Source organism: Epilithonimonas zeae (assembly GCF_023278365.1).
GTDB classification, from domain to species: Bacteria; Bacteroidota; Bacteroidia; order Flavobacteriales; family Weeksellaceae; genus Epilithonimonas; species Epilithonimonas zeae_A.
This window is the reverse complement of sequence record NZ_CP075338.1, coordinates 972,695-992,218: the sequence shown is the minus strand read 5'-3', so window position 1 is coordinate 992,218 and position 19,524 is coordinate 972,695. Positions and strand designations below refer to the sequence as shown.

General features: G+C 35.0%; 17 protein-coding genes, 1 tRNA gene and 1 pseudogene. 8 read left to right on the top strand and 11 right to left on the bottom strand.

Annotation, left to right across the window (positions count from 1 at the left end):
• Positions 1–11 precede the first annotated feature (11 nt).
• Positions 12–1,877, bottom strand: a complete 1,866-nt coding sequence (locus KI430_RS04320; protein ID WP_248877039.1) for an ATP-binding protein — start codon at positions 1,875–1,877, stop codon at positions 12–14.
• A gap of 321 nt (positions 1,878–2,198) precedes the next feature.
• Positions 2,199–3,887 carry an APC family permease gene (locus KI430_RS04315; RefSeq protein WP_248877038.1) on the bottom strand — a complete coding sequence of 563 codons (1,689 nt, stop codon included), beginning with the start codon at positions 3,885–3,887 and terminating at the stop codon, positions 2,199–2,201.
• Positions 3,888–4,084: 197 nt separating this feature from the next.
• On the opposite strand from KI430_RS04315, the gene KI430_RS04310 reads away from it, so the two are divergent.
• The 4 genes from KI430_RS04310 to KI430_RS04295 all read left to right on the top strand — a co-directional run bounded on the left by KI430_RS04310 (position 4,085) and on the right by KI430_RS04295 (position 9,528).
• Positions 4,085–7,054, top strand: coding sequence for a tetratricopeptide repeat protein (locus KI430_RS04310; protein WP_248877037.1), 2,970 nt, complete (start codon positions 4,085–4,087; stop codon positions 7,052–7,054).
• Positions 7,055–7,066: 12 nt separating this feature from the next.
• Complete coding sequence (locus KI430_RS04305) at positions 7,067–7,540, top strand: hypothetical protein (protein ID WP_248877036.1); 474 nt, start codon at positions 7,067–7,069, stop codon at positions 7,538–7,540.
• 58 nt (positions 7,541–7,598) lie between these two features.
• Positions 7,599–9,377 carry a TonB-dependent receptor gene (locus KI430_RS04300; protein WP_248877035.1) on the top strand — a complete coding sequence of 593 codons (1,779 nt, stop codon included), beginning with the start codon at positions 7,599–7,601 and terminating at the stop codon, positions 9,375–9,377.
• A 77-nt stretch (positions 9,378–9,454) separates the two neighbouring features.
• A tRNA-Arg gene (locus KI430_RS04295) sits at positions 9,455–9,528 on the top strand.
• A gap of 61 nt (positions 9,529–9,589) precedes the next feature.
• On the opposite strand, the gene KI430_RS04290 is transcribed toward KI430_RS04295, so the two are convergent.
• Both KI430_RS04290 and KI430_RS04285 read right to left on the bottom strand, forming a co-directional pair.
• On the bottom strand, positions 9,590–9,964 hold the full coding sequence (locus tag KI430_RS04290; protein ID WP_248877034.1) for a hypothetical protein: 375 nt from the start codon (positions 9,962–9,964) through the stop codon (positions 9,590–9,592).
• A gap of 566 nt (positions 9,965–10,530) precedes the next feature.
• Positions 10,531–11,043, bottom strand: a pseudogene (locus KI430_RS04285) (IS3 family transposase); the annotation flags it as partial.
• 48 nt (positions 11,044–11,091) lie between these two features.
• Here KI430_RS04285 and KI430_RS04280 point away from each other — a divergent pair.
• A protein-coding gene (locus tag KI430_RS04280; RefSeq protein ID WP_410744662.1) for an IS3 family transposase occupies positions 11,092–12,266 on the top strand; the annotation gives its coding sequence in 2 pieces (ribosomal slippage) (positions 11,092–11,359 and positions 11,359–12,266; 1,176 coding nt in all).
• 1 nt (position 12,267) lies between these two features.
• On the opposite strand, the gene KI430_RS04275 is transcribed toward KI430_RS04280, so the two are convergent.
• Entirely contained in the window at positions 12,268–12,543 is a 276-nt protein-coding gene (locus KI430_RS04275; RefSeq protein ID WP_248877033.1) for a transposase, read from the bottom strand.
• Positions 12,544–12,639: 96 nt separating this feature from the next.
• Between KI430_RS04275 and KI430_RS04270 the strand changes: the two genes are divergently transcribed.
• Genes KI430_RS04270 through KI430_RS04260 form a run of 3 tightly spaced genes read left to right on the top strand, consistent with a single transcriptional unit; the run spans position 12,640 to position 16,153 of the window.
• Entirely contained in the window at positions 12,640–13,410 is a 771-nt protein-coding gene (locus KI430_RS04270; protein WP_248877032.1) for a 4-hydroxy-tetrahydrodipicolinate reductase, read from the top strand.
• 49 nt (positions 13,411–13,459) lie between these two features.
• Entirely contained in the window at positions 13,460–14,023 is a 564-nt protein-coding gene (locus KI430_RS04265) for a hypothetical protein (RefSeq protein ID WP_248877031.1), read from the top strand.
• A gap of 6 nt (positions 14,024–14,029) precedes the next feature.
• Positions 14,030–16,153 (top strand): cation:proton antiporter, encoded by a 2,124-nt coding sequence (locus KI430_RS04260; RefSeq protein WP_248877030.1) that lies wholly within the window; start codon positions 14,030–14,032, stop codon positions 16,151–16,153.
• A gap of 22 nt (positions 16,154–16,175) precedes the next feature.
• Here the strand turns inward: KI430_RS04260 and KI430_RS04255 are convergent, their stop codons facing one another.
• The 6 genes from KI430_RS04255 to KI430_RS04235 all read right to left on the bottom strand — a co-directional run bounded on the left by KI430_RS04255 (position 16,176) and on the right by KI430_RS04235 (position 19,486).
• Positions 16,176–16,796, bottom strand: a complete 621-nt coding sequence (locus KI430_RS04255; protein WP_248877029.1) for a DUF4304 domain-containing protein — start codon at positions 16,794–16,796, stop codon at positions 16,176–16,178.
• A gap of 174 nt (positions 16,797–16,970) precedes the next feature.
• Positions 16,971–17,351 carry a hypothetical protein gene (locus KI430_RS04250; protein ID WP_248877028.1) on the bottom strand — a complete coding sequence of 127 codons (381 nt, stop codon included), beginning with the start codon at positions 17,349–17,351 and terminating at the stop codon, positions 16,971–16,973.
• Complete coding sequence (locus tag KI430_RS04245) at positions 17,329–18,081, bottom strand: NAD(P)H-dependent flavin oxidoreductase (RefSeq protein ID WP_262920900.1); 753 nt, start codon at positions 18,079–18,081, stop codon at positions 17,329–17,331. Before KI430_RS04245 ends, KI430_RS04250 begins: the two co-directional genes overlap by 23 nt.
• 56 nt (positions 18,082–18,137) lie before the next feature.
• Positions 18,138–18,389, bottom strand: coding sequence for a nitronate monooxygenase (locus tag KI430_RS18035; protein ID WP_262920890.1), 252 nt, complete (start codon positions 18,387–18,389; stop codon positions 18,138–18,140).
• A complete protein-coding gene (locus tag KI430_RS04240; protein ID WP_248877027.1) occupies positions 18,373–18,816 on the bottom strand; it encodes a hypothetical protein in 444 nt (147 codons plus the stop codon). Before KI430_RS04240 ends, KI430_RS18035 begins: the two co-directional genes overlap by 17 nt.
• Before the next feature lie 4 nt (positions 18,817–18,820).
• Entirely contained in the window at positions 18,821–19,486 is a 666-nt protein-coding gene (locus KI430_RS04235; RefSeq protein WP_248877026.1) for a DUF2461 domain-containing protein, read from the bottom strand.
• Positions 19,487–19,524: the final 38 nt, after the last annotated feature.

Genomic DNA, 19,524 nt, shown 5'->3' with positions numbered 1-19,524 from the left:
AATTTTAAGTATTAATTTGATTTGTGTTTTTTGGGAATCTCGAAACAAAAATCCGAGCCCTTCCCTTCAATTGAGTTTACAAAAATCCTGCCACCGCTTCGTTTTATAATTTCAGAAGAGATATAAAGTCCCAATCCAAGTCCCGGAAAGGTGTGTTCCATACTGCCACTGACTCTGTAATATTGTTCGAAAACTTTGTCTTTCTTATCCTCAGGAATCCCGATTCCATAGTCTCTGACAGAGAATAGGACGCAACCTTCTTCAGTTAGTTTTGTAGTGATTTGAATTTTATCAGAATCCGGAGAATATTTTATGGCATTGCTGATTAGATTGCTCATTACCTGCGAGATGCGATGTCTGTCGCCGTAGATCTCACCAATATTTTCTGCTTCCAGATAAATTCTGTGGCTGGTGCTCATCTGTTGTTCTGTGATGATTTCTGCAACCAATTCATCAAAATTAAATTCTGATTTGTTAAGAAGTATTTTCCCATTCTGGATTTTCGTCACGTCCAGCAAATCATTTACAAGACCAGTTAGTTTGTTAATTTGATCGTCCATTTTCTTTGCCACGTCCGCATTTTTCTGGTCGTCCTGCTTTCTCAGATTTTTTTCTAGGTATTGAGAATACAATTTGAGGCTCGTCAATGGCGTTTTCAGTTCGTGGCTGGCGATTCCCAAGAAATTATCTTTCTGTTGCTGGAATTGTTTGAACTCATTGATATCTGTACAGGTTCCAATCCATTGGATGATATTGTTATTCGTATCTTTTATAGGCACGGCACGACCGAGAAACCACTTGTAAGTACCTTCGGTTTGTCTATCCTTGAATTGATATTCTATCTCGTAAGCACTTTTGTTTTCCTTGCTTCTTTGCCACACCTGAGTTGCTCTTTCTATATCATCTGGATGTAAGATTTTGTGTGTTGCTGCTTCTCTGCTGTCAACACCTTCGAATCCCGTATAATCGTACCATTTTTTGTTGTAATAGTCGATATTTCCTTCTTTGTCGGCTGTCCAGATAATAATTGGCAGACTGTCCGCAAGATTTTTGTATTTGGCTTGGTTTTCCTGCAATCTTTGTTTTGTAAGTACAGCTTCGGTTACATCTACAGCGACATTGGCAATAGCATAGACTTCACCATTGTGATTTTTCAAAGGCTGGTACGAAAAATTGTAATAATAAGTTTGCAGTTTGCCATCCACGACTAGATCAGCACGATCTTCTTTGGCTGAGTAAGTTTCTCCAGACTCATAAACTTGTTTCAATAATCCAAGAAAAGCTTGACCTACCAGTTCCGGAATTCCTTCTTCTATTCTTTTACCTATTATAGAAGCATCTTTTCCCCAAGTCTTCAGCATTTTGTCATTAGCTAAATCTATGATAAAATCTTCTCCTTTGTAGATTGCAACTGCATAGTCAGAATTTCTAATCAGGTTTTCAAATTTATACTCCGTTTCTGTAAGTTTCTTTTCAGCCTGGACTTGGTCTGTAACTTCTGTAGCCACTACACTGATTCCGATAATTTCGGTTTCGTCATCATTATAAATTGGTGCATAAATAAAATCGAAATAACATTCTTCTGTGATTCCGTTTCGGAACAGATAACATTTCTCTTTGTAGCCTTTATAAATATCACCGGTTGCTTTTACAGTATTTAAAATGTTAATAAAAGGCTGTCCTTCCAATTCAGGCAGCGCATCTATTAGTTTTGAACCAATTATTTCCGGCCGTTTTCCCCATAGCTGAAGCATTTGAGGATTAGCCACCTGAATGACAAAGTCGTCGCCCATCAGCATAGAAAGAGCGACTGGTGCCTGAACCAGCAAAAGCGCTAATGAATCTGCAGAAATATTAGATTTGATGAAATTCTTCATTATGAAATAGAAAATAAATTTACAATATTATTTCTTTATTTTTAAAATTTTTGTTTCCTGCCAAGATTTCAAAAATAGTCTGAAATCTGAAGCTAAAGGCCAAATTAGATATTTGAATCTCTCTGATATATTTTTCTTAAACACAGCTTGACTGCACTGTGCAAATCCATATCCAAAAATTGAGCAATATCAAAGAAAATGTTTTTTTCCAGATTGCACGAAATAAAAAATAACCGCAAAAACTAAAAAAATTCCAATGAAATGAAACGCATTAGCTTGCGGTTATATTTTGTAAGATAAAATTGATAATAGGCTTTAATTCTATTCTGAGGCTGCATTTTTTGTTTGATTTAGTTTGCTGTTTTTATATCCATAAAGGAAATAAATTATCAAACCTATAGCAAACCATAGTCCAAACCAAAACCAGTTTTCGTGGCTCATCCCGGTTAGTAAATAAAGACAAGAACTAAGACCAATTAAAGGAATTAATGAAAGATTCTTAATGAAAGCCAATCCACACAAAATCAGATTGACAATAATGAAAACGATAATTGCTAAACGGAATTCTCCTTCATTCGCATCACTGATATTAATTAAATTGTGAAAAAATTCTGGTTGGTAGAAATAAAAGAATACCAATCCGCCAATGAAAATTAATGGAAAAATCAATCTTCCATTAATATATGGCAGGTGGAATCTGCCCTTGATTTTATCTTTTGGAGGCAACATCAAAACGCCACCACAAACCAATACGAAAGCGAAAATAGTCCCGATACTTGTAAAATCGAGAATAAAAGTTTTATCGGTGAACAAAATTGGAACACCTACAACAATTCCCGTAATAATGGTTGCAAAAGAAGGAATTTTGTTTTTGCTGTGCACTTGCTGAAACTTTTTTGGTAAAAGTCCATCTCTCGACATTGCCATCCATATTCTAGGTTGTCCCATTTGGAAAACCAAAAGTACCGTAGTAATTGCAACAATTGCAATTAATGATACAATGAACTCCATCCAGGGAAGATTGAGATTTGATTTATCAAATACAAAAGATAATGGGTCGCCGATTCCGTCAAATTTTCTGTAATCTACTAATCCTGTTAAAGTTAAAGTCAGAATGATATAAATAACAGTACAAAGTCCTAAAGAAATCAACATTCCTTTTGGAAGGTCTTTCTGAGGATTTTTGGTTTCTTCTGACAATACAGAAATCGCATCAAAACCAATATAGGCAAAGAAAACACCTGAAACAGCAGACATGACACCTGCAAATCCATTCGGCATAAAAGACGGTTCTGAAGTTACAGAACTCGTAGGAAACCAATTGCCTGTATTAACATAAGCAACACCGACTGCGATTACGAGAAGAATCACAAACAACTTCAGAATCACAAAAAAGTTATTGAAGTTTTTACTTTCTTTGATGCCCTGATAGCAAAGCCAGGTAATCAATCCATTAATTACCAAAGCAGGAATATCAACAATGATTCTTAAATTTCCTATAATAGGAGCCGATTTCCAGGCATTAATCAATTCAGCATTATTCGAATTATTGAGAACAGCCTTTTTAGCTTCTGTATAACTACAAGTAAAATAATCAGGAATATGAACACCGATTCTTCCCATAAAACTGGTGAAATAATCTGACCAGGAAAAAGCAACATAAATATTCCCGAAAGAATATTCCATAATCAAAGCCCAGCCAATAACCCAGGCAATCAATTCTCCGAAACTGGCATAAGCATAGGTGTAAGCACTTCCTGCAGTTGGAATTCGACTGGCAAATTCAGCGTAACAAAGTGCTGTAAAAGCACAGGCAAAACCACAAATCAGATATAAAACAATTACGCCCGGACCGCCACGGAAGATAGCTTCTCCTAAACTGCTAAAACTTCCTGCACCAATAATGGCAGCAATACCAAAAAATACAATATCCCAAGTGCCTAAAACGCGATTCAGTTGCCCGTTATCTGTATTTTCTGCGTAGTGTTTTCTTCTGAAAAGTGAACTCATATTAGGTTAAAAATTTATGAAAGAAACAAATGTAATAAAATTTTGATGTTTTTAACATTTTATTAATAAATAAAACTATTTCTGAAAACAAAAAGTGCTTTTAAAATTCCGTCAAATAATATCTTTTGCCTATTTTCGTTGAAAAAGGAACAAACTTTGTTGAAGCTGAGGCTTTGACAATAATTTTGAAAATCTATATGAATTCAAAAAAAGTAATACTGGCTTCGATGTTATCGCTTTACGGGATTTCTGAGGCGCAACAATCTCAATATTTTACTCAAAAAGAAGACTATCATTTTGGTTTGGCAGAGAATCTCTACAATACCAAAGTTTACAATGCTTCCCAATACGAATATTCCAACCAATATTTTTACAACAAAAGTCTAAGTCAATCCAGGAAAGAAGCATCACTGTTTTTCAGCAATGTGATTGGTGTGATTTTGCAACAGCAATATGCGGAAGAAGGTCTGAATGCTTTTATGAAAGAATATCCAAAGTCGGCGTATTTTGCTCAAGCCAACGGACCTTTGGCAGATTATTACCTGGCAAAAAAGGATTTTGAAAAAGCCCTGGAAACTTTGCAGAAAGTCAATCAATACCAACTGAGTAAAGAGGAAAATACACAGCATATTATGAAGCTGGGTTACGCCAAGTTTATGACAGGAGATTCTGCTGGAGCAATCGAAGCTTTGGAAGAATCATTTAAAAATGCAGATGAAAATAGTAAACCTGCGATTTCTTATATGTTGGGACATCTTTATTATGCTGACAAACAAAAAGACAATGCATTTGTTTACTTCGACCAAATCAAGAATAATGAAGACTATGCACATTTAGTTAAGCCTTATTATGTGCAGATGTACTACAATCAGAAGAACTATGATCTGGCAATATCTGAAGGGAATGAAATCCTGAACAACGGAAAAACAACTGCTTACGATACAGAAATCCACAAAATAGTAGGAGAGAGCTACTTTATGAAAGGCGATTACCAATCGGCTTATCCACACTTGAAATTGTTTTTGGATAAAGAACAAACGCCGTCAGAAACCGACCTTTACGAAATGGGGTTTGTTTCTTCTCAAGTAGGGAAAAACGCCGAAGCAGTAGGATATTACAATCAATTAATTAACAGCAATTCTCCGCTGGCTCAAAACGCTTATTACCAACTCGGGAATGCTTATCTGCAAAATAATCAAAAACAAGAAGCGCTTTCTGCTTATCGTAATGCGTCCCAGATGAATTATGATGCGAAAGTTCAGCAACTGGCTTTGGAACAATATGCAAAATTGAGTTATGAATTAGGAAATCCATTTGAGAACTCCTCAAAAGTAATTCAGAGATATCTGGATAAATATCCGAATTCTAAAACTCAGGAAATGAGGTCACTGCTGGTTAAATCGTATTTGTATTCCGGAGATTATAAAGCAACTCTGGATGCCCTTTCGAAACTTGACCAGAAAACGAATGAGACAAAAAAAATAGAGCAGGAGGTTTCTTATCTTTTAGGTTCTGAGGAATTCAATAAAGGGAATTTTGATGCCGCCGAAACGTACTTTAAAAGAAGTCTTCAATTCAATCTCAATAAAGATTTTTATAAAAAAGCACAATATTGGTTAGGACAGACTTACTACCAGAAAGGTGATTATAAATCTGCGATTGCAACTTATACTAAACTTGAAAACGAAACTGCAGAAGGGTTTCCGGAACGTGAACAATTGGACTATGACTTAGGTTATGCTTATTTCAAGTCTAAGGATTTTGCTTCTGCTCAGGAATATTTTAAGGAATATCTGAGATTCCCGAAACAGGAATTCAAAGCGGATGCAGAATTGCGTTTGGCTGATACATATTACGCAAACAATCAGTTGAATGAAGCTTTGGAGATTTATAATAAAACCGAAAATGCCAGCGATTATACGTTGTATCAGAAAGCTTTAGCTTTAGGTTTCAAAGGCGATACGGTGGCGAAGATTTCTGAACTGAAAACTTTGATTTCAAAATATCCTAATTCGGAATATGTAGATGATGCGAACTATGAAATTGCGTCGGCTTATGCTCAGAATGATGATTTCACTCAATCTAATGCTTACTTTGATAAAGTCATCAAATCCAGTCCTGATAAGGATTTGGTAGCGAATTCCCAGATTTACAGAGCTCAGAATCTGATTGACCTGAATCAGAATGAAAATGCGATTTCGGAATTCAGACGATTGGCAAATCAATATAAGAACACTGCTTATGCGGACAAAATTGTAGCCGCTGCAAAACCGGCTTTTGTGAAAACCGGTGATGTTGCAGGTTACGAACAATTTGCAAAAAGTCTGAATGTGAATGTTTCCGGAACAGAAATCAGTGAAATTAATCTGAATCTGGCGCAAGACAGTTTCTCGAAAAAAGATTATGGAAAAGCGGTTTCTTACTACGAAAAATACCTTGACCAGAGTCCTAGCGGCGACAATCTTTTCAAAGCGCAATACGAGCTGGGCGAAAGCTATTATCAATTAAAACAAACGGATAAAGCATTACTTCCATTACAAAATGTGGCCGATTTCCAGAACGATTATCAACAGGAAGCGCAGGTGAGACTGGCTCAGATTTATTTGTCTCAGGATAAAGTGGCTGATGCAAAAAAATATCTGGAACAGAATGCTAATTCTACCAACGTTACGATTAAAAACTTTGCTTCAATTGAGTTGATGAAAATCTATGCAGACGAAAAGAACTTTGCTGAAGCTGAAAAATATGCAAACGCTGTAATTGCTAATTCGAAAAATTCGGCAGCAACTCTGGAACAGGCGAAAGTCATCAAAGCAAGGAGCCTGATGCAGCAAGGCAAAGACAGGGATGCACAAACGGCTTATACCGCTTTGGAGAAATCTTCCAATACAGAAGTTGCGGCGGAAGCTTTATACGCCAAAGCATTTTACCAGAACAAAGCAAAAGCTTTCAAATCGTCGAATGAAACCATTTTCAAGTTAGCTAACAATTATGCTTCGGAAGAATATTGGGGCGCAAAGGCTTTAGTCCTGATGGCGAAAAATTATCTGGCGCTGAAAGATAATTACCAGGCAAGTTATACGGTGGATGAAATCATTAACAACTATGGCGATTTCCCGGAAATTGTGGCTGAAGCGAAGGAAGTGAAAGCGCAGATCAAGAAGTAATTTGATTTTAAAATGAACAAAGCATTTTTTCTGATTTTGATTACGCTTTTATTTGTGAGTTGTGTACCTTCTTATAGAATATCTCATAAAATTTATAAAGAAGCAAAACCAAGTACAAATAAGGTAAAAGCTTTTGTAATTAATAAAGAATTAAAAAAAGAATATAAAATTTTAGAAAAATCACAGATTTATGAACTAGTAAAGGATGATAGCTATCAAGTAAAAATAAAACTTGATTCCATGAAAACAACATTAGTTTGCGGGAATGGAATGGCCGGTAGTATGCTAACTTTTGGATTGTTACCATCATCTTTACCGGATGAATATTATTATGGATTTCAGGAAATTGGTGATGAAAATAAAAAGTTCGAATTTAATTTACAAGTAATACAAAGTTTATGGCTATTTAATATGTTTTATCCAAAAGGGTTTTCAAAACAAGCAGGAAAAGCGCTGTTAGCTTCATATCAAGAACGGAATAAATAAATATTTTGATGAAGGATTGAATTCATTTTTAAATCCTTTAATCTTTAAATAAATTTAAATGAACAAACTAAAATATATCGCCGTTTTGGCATTTTTGGGAATAGTCGGGATCTCGGAATTGGGCGCTCAAATCAAAGAAGAGCAATTGATTCTTAATAGAAAAAGAGAACCGGAAGTCAAGAAAATTGAGAAAAAGAAGACATCTGTTGTTCAGGAAAAAAACTATCCGCCGGATAACAAGAAAAAGGAAGATTCGCTTAATCTGAAATATGACATCGTGAATGTCCCGCCGGTTTCCGATTTCAAAACCACCGAAATCCAGGGTGAAGATATTTCTCCGAAATTTTCCAATGATTATCAATCCAATTATTTCAGATTGGGTTATGGGAATTATGGGAAATTTTTGGCTGATGCTAATGTTTCGGGAAAAGTGCAGGACAATGTGGAAGTAGGAGCGGATTTACATTATCTTTCTACAAGCGGTCTGAAAAAGATTTACGATTGGGATTCTAAGCAGAATGAAGCAAAAATCGGTGGTTTTGCCAATATTTACACGGAAAGCGGAAAGTTTAATATTGATGCAAATTATGCTTTCAACAATTACAATTATTACGGGATTTATGCATTGACGCCTTCAAATAATGATGTCGATTTACAGCAAAAAGTGAATAAATTCAGTGTGAATGGTTATTACGACCATTATTCCAATGAAATTCTGAATAACGTTCGTGTGAAATCGTATTTCTTAAGCGACCATTTCGGAGCCAGTGAAAACTATGCGAATTTGGATGTTAATTTGTCCAAGCACGATTTTTCTGTTTACGAGGATATTACAGCGAATGGAGATTTGGGAATCAATCTGGAAACGGTTAATTCCAAATTTGATATCCTGAATAAAAATACTAGTAATCAATTCAATTTTACATTGTCGCCAAAAGTGACTTTCTATAAAGGTGATTCTTATTTGTTAATTGGTTCTGATTTTAGTTTCCTTAATTCTAAAAACTCCAGCAATGTAACCGAAGAATCAAAAAATAATAAATTCTACTGGTTTCCTAAAGCAGAAGTTTTGGTTGCAGCTGCGGATGAATTCAAATTTTATGGAGGAATTGATGGCGGTTTGAAACTCAATACTTACGGGAATCTTCTGGACGAAAATCCTTTTTTGATTTCTGATTTGGTTTTAACGCCAACTGAAACCAAATACCATTTTTATTTCGGTTTGAAAGGTGATGTTGACCAGACTTTCAAATATGATGTTAATGCAGGATTCAGCAAAGTGAACAACGCTCAGTTTTTCTACAATAATAATCTGTTTGATACTAATATCGGCGCAGACAGACAAGGTTATGATTATGCAAATACTTTCAGTTCAATCTATGATAACGGAACTCTGATGGAAGTAAAAGGAGATTTGCAGGCTTTCCCGATAGAAAATCTGACTGTTGACGCAGGTTTGCATTTTATGAAATACAAATTGGATAATCTGGAAGAAGTCTATTACAAGCCATTGTTCCAATTTAATCTTGGTGCAAAATATACAATGCTGGAAAAGAAACTGAATCTTGGTTTCAAAGCGTATTTTGTAACGGACAGAACTTCAAATACTTATGAGATAAGCAATATTGCTGCAATTCCAAATTATACAACAATTGAGAACAAAAACGAAAAAGTTGGAGGTTATGCAGATTTAAACTTATCTGCAGAGTATAAAATTCATAAAAATTTCAGTATTTTTGCACTCGGAAACAATCTTCTGAGCTCAAAATATCAGACGTACAAAGGATACAAAGTTCTGGGTGCACAGGTTGTAGGAGGTGTGAAGATTACATTCTAAAATATTGATAATGAGTAATTGGTAATGGACAATATTTGCATTACTTATTATTGATTACTCATTACTTATAAAAAAATGGCTCCGTAGTTCAACTGGATAGAATATTGGATTTCGGCTCCAACGGTTGGGGGTTCGAATCCCTCCGGGGTCACTTGACGGGAAAAATCACTTTTAGCAGTGATTTTTCCTTTTTTTTATTCTCTAATTGATTGCTAATTAATAAAAATAGAAGAAAGAGCGGAATTGATCTTGGGTGTTCGAAAAGTTGTTTCGTCAAATTCGAGTTTTTCGGTAAAAATCGAACACACTATTGTTCTTTTAGTATCAGAATCTCCTATAGCATAGAGTTGAGAGAGAGTTGGTAATACTTTTAAAACCTGATCGAGTTTTGTTTTGATATGGATACTTTTACCAGTCAGCTTTTGACCCTGCAAATCCATTTCCAATGCATCAATTTTCTTTTTACTTTCATTTTTAATCCACTGATAATCTTCAAAATCCAATTTATCCTCTAAATATTTTTCTCTGGCGCTGTTTAGACGATTATTTAAGGTAATAATTTTTGAAGAAATTTCTTTTCTCTTCATGTCGAGATCTTGATGAATATTTTTAAAATTGATCAAAAGTATTTCTGTAAGAAGTTGACCAAACCCAGTATGACACTCATATTTTTTTAACTCTCTTGTAAATGCATTATTGACTATATCTGAGCTATATCTGTACCCACATCTGGAATTGCAGTGATAATAATAAATAGATATTCTTTTTACCTTTCGATCCGCTACCGGTAATGTGACCTCCGCATCTTGGACATTTTAAAAACCTCTTAAAGGAAATTGGTCATGTGCAATTATTTTTCCTTTTGGCCTTTCTTCCCAAGTTTTTCCACTTAGTACCTTCTGTACTTTATTAAATAATGCCTCCGAAATCAAACTTTCATGCGTAGCTTCTACGAGACAGGCTTATTCATCTTTATAAGCTTTAATAAATATTTTACCACAGTACATAGGATTTTTTATTGCCCTGTAGAATGATGTACTGCTAATGTTCGCGCCTTCCATAGCATTCATCCTCAGTCTTATTTGATTAATGGAGTACGTGCCTTTAGCTATCTCATTAAATGTGGATATGCAAACAAAATTTCCAGTATAAGTTAAGCTACATTTTGATAAATTTTGTTTTGATTGTTAAACTCTTCAATAGTTTGATAATTCAAGGCACTGTGGCGTCTTTTTTTGTTGTACCATATTTCAATATATTCAAATATTTCCAGCTCCATTTTTTCTTTTGTAATAAGCTTGTTTCCATAAATCAGTTCTGTTTTCAAAGATTTGAAAAAGCTCTCTGCCACAGCGTTATCCCAACAATTTCCTCTCCGGCTCATGCTTCTTGTAACTCCATAAAATTCCAGAGTATTTGCAAATTTTCTGCTTGCATATTGAACGCCTCTGTCGCTATGAAAAATTAGACTTTCCCCTATTTTTCTGTTTTTGACAGCCATTTTCCAGGCAGAAAGACTTGTCTCTTCGGTGCTCATTCCGTTGCTTAAACTCCATCCAATGATTTTCCGATCATACAAATCAATCACTGTTGTCAAGTACAAAAATCCTTCTTTGGTTTGAATGTAGGTAATATCAGAAACCCAAACTTGCGCAGGTGGATGTACTAATTTAGCTTCCAGTTAAAGTTAAGCATAAAACCTTAATTTTAACCTATGAAAGGAGAGCGAAAAATCTACGATCCTGCTTTTAAAACCAAAGCTGTTGAGCTAAGCAAAGAACGAACTAATGTGTCAGAACTCGCAAGGGAGCTGGGAGTCGCAGTCACGCTGCTTTACAAATGGCGTAAGGAGTACGAAGAATTTGGAGAAAGAAGTTTTCCAGGGAATGGAAAACTGAAACTGACACCCGAACAGGAAAAGATTCATGAGCTGGAAAAAAAGTTGAAGGATGCAGAATTAGAACGAGATATATTAAAAAAAGCAATCGGCATCTTCTCCAAGAGCGGTCGCTGAAATATAAATTCATAAAAAATAATGAATCTATTTTCCCGATTGAAAAGATGTGCAATGTTTTAAAACTATGTTCCAGTGGTTATTACAAATGGAAAAACAGGCCTTGCAGCAAGAAATTGCTTTTGAAGGAAAAAATAAAACAGCAAATCACTTCAATATATTTTTCATCAAAACAGCGCTATGGCAGCCCTAGGATTACGTCTGAGCTAAATTCCTTGGGTTACAAAATATCCCGAGTCACAGTGGCTAAATATATGAAAGAGCTTGGACTGCGAAGTAAACTGAGCAAGAAATTTAAAGTGACTACAAACTCTAAACACAATTATTTGGTGGTAGAAAATGTGCTGGACAGGAATTTTATAGCCGAAAAACCTGCGCAAGTTTGGGTTTCTGATATTACCTACATTCAAACCAAAGAAGGATTTTTGTACTTGACAACAGTGATTGATTTGTATGATCGGAAAATCATTGGATGGAGTTTAAGCAACGGAATGAGCACCGAAGAGACAAGTCTTTCTGCCTGGAAAATGGCTGTCAAAAACAGAAAAATAGGGGAAAGTCTAATTTTTCATAGCGACAGAGGCGTTCAATATGCAAGCAGAAAATTTGCAAATACTCTGGAATTTTATGGAGTTACAAGAAGCATGAGCCGGAGAGGAAATTGTTGGGATAACGCTGTGGCAGAGAGCTTTTTCAAATCTTTGAAAACAGAACTGATTTATGGAAACAAGCTTATTACAAAAGAAAAAATGGAGCTGGAAATATTTGAATATATTGAAATATGGTACAACAAAAAAAGACGCCACAGTGCCTTGAATTATCAAACTATTGAAGAGTTTAACAATCAAAACAAAATTTATCAAAATGTAGCTTAACTTATACTGGAAATTTTGTTTGCATATCCACTAATTCTGCATCCTTCAACTTTTTTTCCAGCTCATGAATCTTTTCCTGTTCGGGTGTCAGTTTCAGTTTTCCATTCCCTGGAAAACTTCTTTCTCCAAATTCTTCGTACTCCTTACGCCATTTGTAAAGCAGCGTGACTGCGATTCCCAGCTCCCTTGCGAGTTCTGACACATTAGTTCGTTCTTTGCTTAGCTCAACAGCTTTGGTTTTAAAAGCAGGATCGTAGATTTTTCGCTCTCCTTTCATAGGTTAAAATTAAGGTTTTATGCTTAACTTTAACTGGAAGCTAAATTAGTACATCCATACACTATTTGAAAATTAATTAACTTAAAAAAAGATATTATGAAAGTAGGTTTAATGGGCTTCGGTAAAGCCGGAAAATCAGTCGCTAAAGTTATTTTGCAACATCCTGATTTTTCACTGGAATGGGTTTTTAAAAACAGTAAAACAATGGATCATATGACTGCCAAAGATTTTTTAGGTGTTTCTTCTCCCGATAAAGCATTGATTATATCTAAACAAAATACAAGTATTGATGATTTGCTGGATCAGTATCCTGTAGATGTCATCATCGATTTTTCGACAACAGAAAATATCCACGATTATGGTAAAACAGTTTCTGGCAGAGGGATTAAAATTATCTCAGCTATTTCACATTACAGCGATGAAGAAAAAGCGCTGTTGAAAAAATTATCAAAAAAAACAGTGGTTTTCTGGTCTCCCAATATTACTTTGGGTGTCAATTATCTGCTGTTTGCATCATCTCTTTTAAAAGATCTCGCACCGGATGTAGATATAGAAGTGATTGAGGAACATTTTAAAGCTAAAGAAGGTGTCTCTGGAACTGCGATGAAAATTGCTGAGACGCTTGATATCGAAGCTGAAAATATTAATTCTGTGCGAGCAGGAGGTATTGTAGGTAAACACGAAGTTATTTTTGGATTTCCTTTCCAGACGGTGCGTTTGGTTCACGAGTCTATTTCTCGGGAAGCTTTCGGGACTGGCGCATTGTTTGTAGCGAAGAATATAAGGGATAAATCAAATGGTCTTTATAATTTTGAAGATATCCTGCGACCTTATTTTTTCAAGGAAACTGAAAGTGCTCTTTCTTAAAATACCATTTTAAAGCAATTCTCCTTATATTTTAGATTAATAAACGCTTATGAGATATTTTATACTATTATTAAGTTTTATGCTATGCTTTAGCTGCGATGATAAAGATAAGGCAAAGGAACTCTCAGAAAGAGAGCAGCAGCTTTTGGATAAAGAAAAATCTTTTGCACTAAAGGAATCCGAATATCAATCTCTTCTGAAAATGAGAGACAGTATCTTCGCAAAACCCGTTACAGATTCTATACAGATTATTGCCCAATGGCCAGATGAGATCATTGGCTCGTGGACCGGAAAAGTGGTTTGTACAGAATCCAATTGTAGTGATTATGTGGTTGGCGATCAAAGAACTGATGTCTGGGAATTTGACAGCGATTCTACTCAATTATTTACCAAAATTATCAACAATAATAACTTGGTCAGGCTCTATAATGGTAAGTTTGAAAACAATGAGGTCAAGCTTAATTTCAAAACAGACTCAACCGCCAAAAAGAAAGTGGAGATGAATGTTTTGCTGAATGATTTCTCCTCCAATAAAATGAGAGGTGTCAGAACAATATCCGTTGATAATTGTATTGCCAAGTTCTCTGTAGAGCTTGTTCGCTCAAAAAAATAAACACATATGATTTTACTGAGTATTCATAATCTGGAACTTCCTATCGAAGATCCGGTTCTCAAGTTCCTGTTGGTGCTGATTATTATTCTTGCTGCACCGCTTTTGTTAAACAAAATCAAAGTACCACATCTCTTAGGTCTTATTATCGCTGGTGCGGTCATTGGTCCGAATGGTTTCAATGTTCTGGCGAGGGACAGCAGTATTGTAGTCACCGGAACAACAGGATTGCTTTATATTATGTTTCTGGCAGGACTGGAAATTGATATGGGTGATTTCAAGAGAAACAAATGGAAGAGTTTGACATTTGGTATCTACACATTTGTTGTTCCTTTTGTTTTGGGCTATCTGGGCGCCTATTATATTCTGGATTTTTCGATATTAACATCGGTACTTTTTGCCAGCCTTTTCTCTTCTCATACCCTTATTGCGTATCCGCTGGTAAGTAAAATGGGAATTGCCAAAAATCTAGCTGTGAACATTACGGTTGGTGGTACGATGATTACGGATGTTCTCGCATTATTGGTTTTAGCGATTATTGTCGGGATGTCACAAGGAGATGTCGGAACCGAGTTCTGGGTTAGGCTGTCTTTATCATTCATTATTTTTGGATTGATTGTTTTGGTGGTGTTTCCGATTATTGGAAGATGGTTTTTCAAAAAAGTTGAGGATAAGATATCACAGTATATTTTTGTCTTAGTGATGATTTATCTTGCGGCCTTGTTGGCTGAGCTAGCCGGAGTAGAAGCTATTATCGGAGCTTTCTTTGCAGGTTTGGCTTTGAACAGATTGATTCCGCATACCTCTTCTTTGATGAATAGAGTTGAGTTTGTAGGAAATGCGATTTTTATTCCGTTTTTCCTGATCAGTGTTGGGATGCTTATCGATTTTAAAGTCTTTTTCAAAAGCTGGGAAACACTCGAAGTTGCGGGAATTATGCTGGTAGCATCTATTGGTGGAAAATATCTTTCTGCCATTGCGACACAAAAAACTTTCAGGCTTTCAAAAGAAGAGGGCAAATTGATTTTCGGATTGAGTTCTGCTTCGGCGGCGGCAACATTAGCTTCTGTAATGGTAGGTTATAACATCATCCTTTCCGAAACCGAAACCGGAGAACCCATAAGACTTTTAAACGAACACGTCTTGAACGGAAGTATTCTTTTGATTCTGATTTCGTGTACTATTTCGTCTTTTATTTCGATGTCCAATGCACAGCAGATTGCGGATAAAGACAACGAAGAAACTGTTTCCGGAAACAGCCACGAGCAGGAAAATATATTACTGGCTCTTAATTACGAAGCTACAGTTGACAGAATGGTCAATCTTGGGATTCTGATCAAAGCGCATTCTAACACAGAACATTTATTTGGACTCAATATTATTAATGAAGATAAAAATGAATCTTCTATCAAAAATGCAGAGAAACTTTTGCATCACGCTACAACTGCGGCAGCGGCGGCTGATGTTAAACTTCAGTCTCTAAAACGTTATGATAATGATGTGATCAACGGAATCAAGAATGTTATAAAGGAACAAAATATCACCGACCTGATTATCAGTCTGGACGAGGATAAAGGATTCACGCCTTCTTTTGCTTACAATCTGTATAACGGTTATTTGCAAAACGATAATGTCAATACACTCATTTATCACACTGCTCAGCCTTTATCAACAATTAAAAAATATGCAGTGATGATTCCTGAAAATGCGCAAAAAGAAGCTGGGTTTTTCCACGCTTTGCTCAGAGTTTGGAACATTGCTCGTAATTCCGGAGCGACAATGACTTTTTATGCACCAGAGAGAATTCTGGAAATCCTAAAACGTATCAGTAAAAAAGCAACCATCGAAGCGGAGTTTATTGCAACAAAATCCTGGAAAGATGGTGAAACAATAGCTTCGCAACTGAAACAGGATGAAGCAATCATTATAATGATGGCGAAAAGAGGAATGAAATCTTACATCCCGCAAATGAGGTTGATTCCGGAACTTCTGAATAAATATGTGAATGACAAAAACTACTTGCTTGTCTTTCCGTTTTCAGAATTTGATAACAGCAATTTGGAGAAACGTTCTGTTGGAAATCACGACGATTTTATGGAAATTGGTAATGTTATCAAGAAGATTTTCGGGTAAAAGACTGAAATTCTTTTTGAATTTATTTTAACAGATCCGAAATCGTTTCTCTTCTGTTATGTTTCAGCAAAATATTAGATAAATTATTTTGAAAGATTGTCCAACGCTGTTCCTGGCCAAAAGTTGAGAACAGCTTTTGTATATAACGTTTTAATTCTTTCCAATTATCCGTTAAAAGTAAGAATTCAAACAATTCTTCATAATTATTCAAGCCATTTTTAGCAATCATCAGATTTGTCAAATCGTCGGTATTTTTTATCGAGTCAAATAGATTGATAACTGCTTTTAAGTCTGAACTGATGTTTTCAGCTAAAATTTCCAAATCAGTTTCTTTCAAAATAGAATATCTGTCTGCTCCTGATTGGATTATTGACGAAATTCTGGATCTGAAATGACATTCATATTCTTTGGGATCTGAAGTTTCTTTTCGTCCAATAATTTGATCTATTGTAGTTGAATGGATTCCGCAATTGATATAGAATTTGATCTCGTCAAAAGAATTGCCATGGCTTTTTTGAAAATTAATTATGAAAATCAAATCATCTTTCTTTTTAAGAAAATCCAAGCCTTTTTTTGAAAAACCATTGGATCTCAAAAGTGGTTTTACGACTCCATTTATAAGATTGTTAAATTTTTCTTTCATGTTGTAAGAATCAGATTATACATCAGTTTTATAGATAATTACATCAATATCTTTTCGTTTAGTTATTTCTTTACTGAATTTCTTCTCCAAAGTAATGTCTAAAATATTTGCAGGTTCGAGAATGTTTTTATTGTTAAAATGTTCGCTATCCCAACGAATAACTTAAAGTTCGATTCATCTTTTTTTATAGATGATAATTTTGGAATAATCTGTATTATTATGGATTCTTATGAAATTGATTTCAGAATAATTGATTACTTCGGTTTTGTCGGACTTAATGATTAATTCTATTTCTTTAAAAGTCAATTCATATTTCTTAGCAAGCGTTTTACTGACAATTAAAGCCAAAATGAAAAACGAGCTGATTCCTAAAACTCCCAAAATACTTATAAGAATTATGTTGAGGTTATTGATAACAACAAACCACATAATAGGAAAGCGGGAATTATAATAGCCAATACAATCATTATAATTGCAATTCTGTATTCTCTTCGGGTTAAGGCTTTGAATTCCAGCTTGACCATTTCTGTTTTTAATTTTTCTCGACTTCTTCAATCAGATTCCCCAGAATCTCAGTTGTAGATCCTTCATTCAGTTCACTAATCGATTGTCCTGTCCAAAGATTTACAAATTCTGAATTATTTTGAATTCTCGCCGCTTTTCGAAGTTCACCTGTCAATTTATTCTGATAAGGATAGGGAAGTATAAAATCTGTATTTTCTACTTCTTCTACAAATGTGTTTCTGATTCCTCTGGCATATCTTCCGGAGAAGCTTTTGGTCAAAGTAATTTCACCTTCTTTCAGCTTTTTTAATCGTAGTTTTTCAAAATCTTTCAAAGCGCTTTCTTCAGAATTTAATAACAGACTTCCGATTTGAAATCCTTCTGCGCCCAAAGTTTTTACAGCTAAAAGTGTTCTCGCATTATAAATTCCGCCCGCAAAAATGATTGGGACTTTTACAGAATCGCGGACTTGTGATAAAAGAGATAAGCCACCAATCTGCGGAATATTTTCATTAGTAAAACTTCCTCTATGTCCGCCAGCTTCAATCCCTTGAACACAAATAATATCAATTCCTGATTGTTCCAAAATCAAAGCTTCATTCACAGAAGTACAGGTTCCTATAAGAATTGTTCCGTTGTTTTTTAATCTCTCAATGCTTTGCTGATCCAGATTTCCAAATGTGAAACTTAGGATTTTACAGTTTTCAGAAATGATCACATCAAGTTGTTCGTGATAAGAATTAACCTGGATTTCATCAATTTCTGGAAGATTAACCTTGATTTGATTTTGTTTGGCTAATTCTTCTAAAAAAGTTTTGGTTTTAGAATATTTCTCTCTCAGTTCATCTGTAACTTCCGGAATCTCGTGACAAAAATATTAACAGCAAAAGCTTTGTCCGTTAATTGCTTTGTCTTTTTAATTAATTCTAAACATTGTTCTGTGTTCAAATCTGCTAAAGCCAAAGACCCTAAACAATCTGCCTTTGAAGCTGCAGCAACCATTTCCTGAGTTGTAACACCAAACATTGGTGCTTGTATAATAGGGTAGCCGACTCCTAATTTTTGAGTTAATTCATTTTCCCAATTCATTGGATTGATTTATTTTCTTTCTGAATATTTTAAATTCGATTGCTGAAAGGATGACGTATGCGATGCAAAATATTAAGAATAGTATCAATGGATTTTCATTTTGAATGAAATTTTCTGCAATTACGATGACCAGCCAATAAGCAGTAAAAAGAGAAGCCAGTCCCACAAATGTTAATAGTGAATAATAGAAATTGTTTCTGATGTTTTTATTCAGATTCAAAAAAATTGATAATGAACAAATAACCATTGCGCCCAGATAAATCAAAGAAAAACCTAAGCTCGTCAATACTTTTAAAATTTCCAACAGCCAGCCCAACCAAGTTTTATCGTCTGTTTCTGTTTCAGAAATAATGATTCGGTAAGCCACAAATAAAACGAGACTTATCAGAACATTAATTATCCAAAATTTAAATACAATTTTTCCCATCCGATTATTGAATTGCGTCATTCAAAAACTGATTGAAAGGATAGATTTCTTTAAAAACTTTGACAGTATTCTTTACAAAGTTTCCATCCAAAATAGCTTCGTCAGAAAGCGGATGAAATACCGTAAATTGTTTGAATTTGAGATAATCGCCCATAGGATTTTCCTTATCAAAACCTTGTGGCACTTTTACCAATCTATCGCCTCGTAACTCCAGATTATCTTTGAACGATTTTTTGTTGAGAATTTTCAGAAAATTTTCGCCTTCAGAACTTATTTTTTCACGGATGGTTTTCAGATTTTTTGGTTCAGTCATATAAACGCCCCCGGCTAGGAAAGATTTTCCAGGCTCTAAATGAACATAGTAGCCTGCGTGATTCAAAGTTTTTGGACCTTTTTCTACCAAAGAAGCTCCGATATTGGTTTTGTAGGGCGTTTTATCTTTAGAAAATCTGGTGTCTTTGTAAATTCTGAAAATACAATTCTTAGCTTCCAGTCTTTCCACGCTTTTATCGAATTCTGAAACACCTGAAATAATTTCATTCACCACATTTTCAACATTCTCTTTGGCCTTCAGATAAAGCTGTTTGTTCTCATTAAACCACTCTCTGTTGTTATTGATTTCTAGTGTGGAAAGGAAGTTAAGTGTTTCCGGATTGATAAGGTTTTTCATCAGTATAAGATTTTGTATAAAATTAAATAAAAAATCCT

What these genes read in the sequence shown, in the direction of transcription:
- KI430_RS04260 (WP_248877030.1), top strand. Translation starts at nt 14,030, where the DNA reads ATGATTTTACTGAGTATTCATAATCTGGAACTTCCTATCGAAGATCCG.
- KI430_RS04240 (WP_248877027.1), bottom strand. Translation starts at nt 18,816, where the DNA reads ATGGGAAAAATTGTATTTAAATTTTGGATAATTAATGTTCTGATAAGT.
- KI430_RS04310 (WP_248877037.1), top strand. Translation starts at nt 4,085, where the DNA reads ATGAATTCAAAAAAAGTAATACTGGCTTCGATGTTATCGCTTTACGGG.
- KI430_RS04275 (WP_248877033.1), bottom strand. Translation starts at nt 12,543, where the DNA reads ATGAAAGGAGAGCGAAAAATCTACGATCCTGCTTTTAAAACCAAAGCT.
- KI430_RS04305 (WP_248877036.1), top strand. Translation starts at nt 7,067, where the DNA reads ATGAACAAAGCATTTTTTCTGATTTTGATTACGCTTTTATTTGTGAGT.
- KI430_RS18035 (WP_262920890.1), bottom strand. Translation starts at nt 18,389, where the DNA reads ATGAATTGGGAAAATGAATTAACTCAAAAATTAGGAGTCGGCTACCCT.
- KI430_RS04270 (WP_248877032.1), top strand. Translation starts at nt 12,640, where the DNA reads ATGAAAGTAGGTTTAATGGGCTTCGGTAAAGCCGGAAAATCAGTCGCT.
- KI430_RS04235 (WP_248877026.1), bottom strand. Translation starts at nt 19,486, where the DNA reads ATGAAAAACCTTATCAATCCGGAAACACTTAACTTCCTTTCCACACTA.
- KI430_RS04300 (WP_248877035.1), top strand. Translation starts at nt 7,599, where the DNA reads ATGAACAAACTAAAATATATCGCCGTTTTGGCATTTTTGGGAATAGTC.
- KI430_RS04290 (WP_248877034.1), bottom strand. Translation starts at nt 9,964, where the DNA reads ATGAAGAGAAAAGAAATTTCTTCAAAAATTATTACCTTAAATAATCGT.
- KI430_RS04315 (WP_248877038.1), bottom strand. Translation starts at nt 3,887, where the DNA reads ATGAGTTCACTTTTCAGAAGAAAACACTACGCAGAAAATACAGATAAC.
- KI430_RS04265 (WP_248877031.1), top strand. Translation starts at nt 13,460, where the DNA reads ATGAGATATTTTATACTATTATTAAGTTTTATGCTATGCTTTAGCTGC.
- KI430_RS04255 (WP_248877029.1), bottom strand. Translation starts at nt 16,796, where the DNA reads ATGAAAGAAAAATTTAACAATCTTATAAATGGAGTCGTAAAACCACTT.
- KI430_RS04320 (WP_248877039.1), bottom strand. Translation starts at nt 1,877, where the DNA reads ATGAAGAATTTCATCAAATCTAATATTTCTGCAGATTCATTAGCGCTT.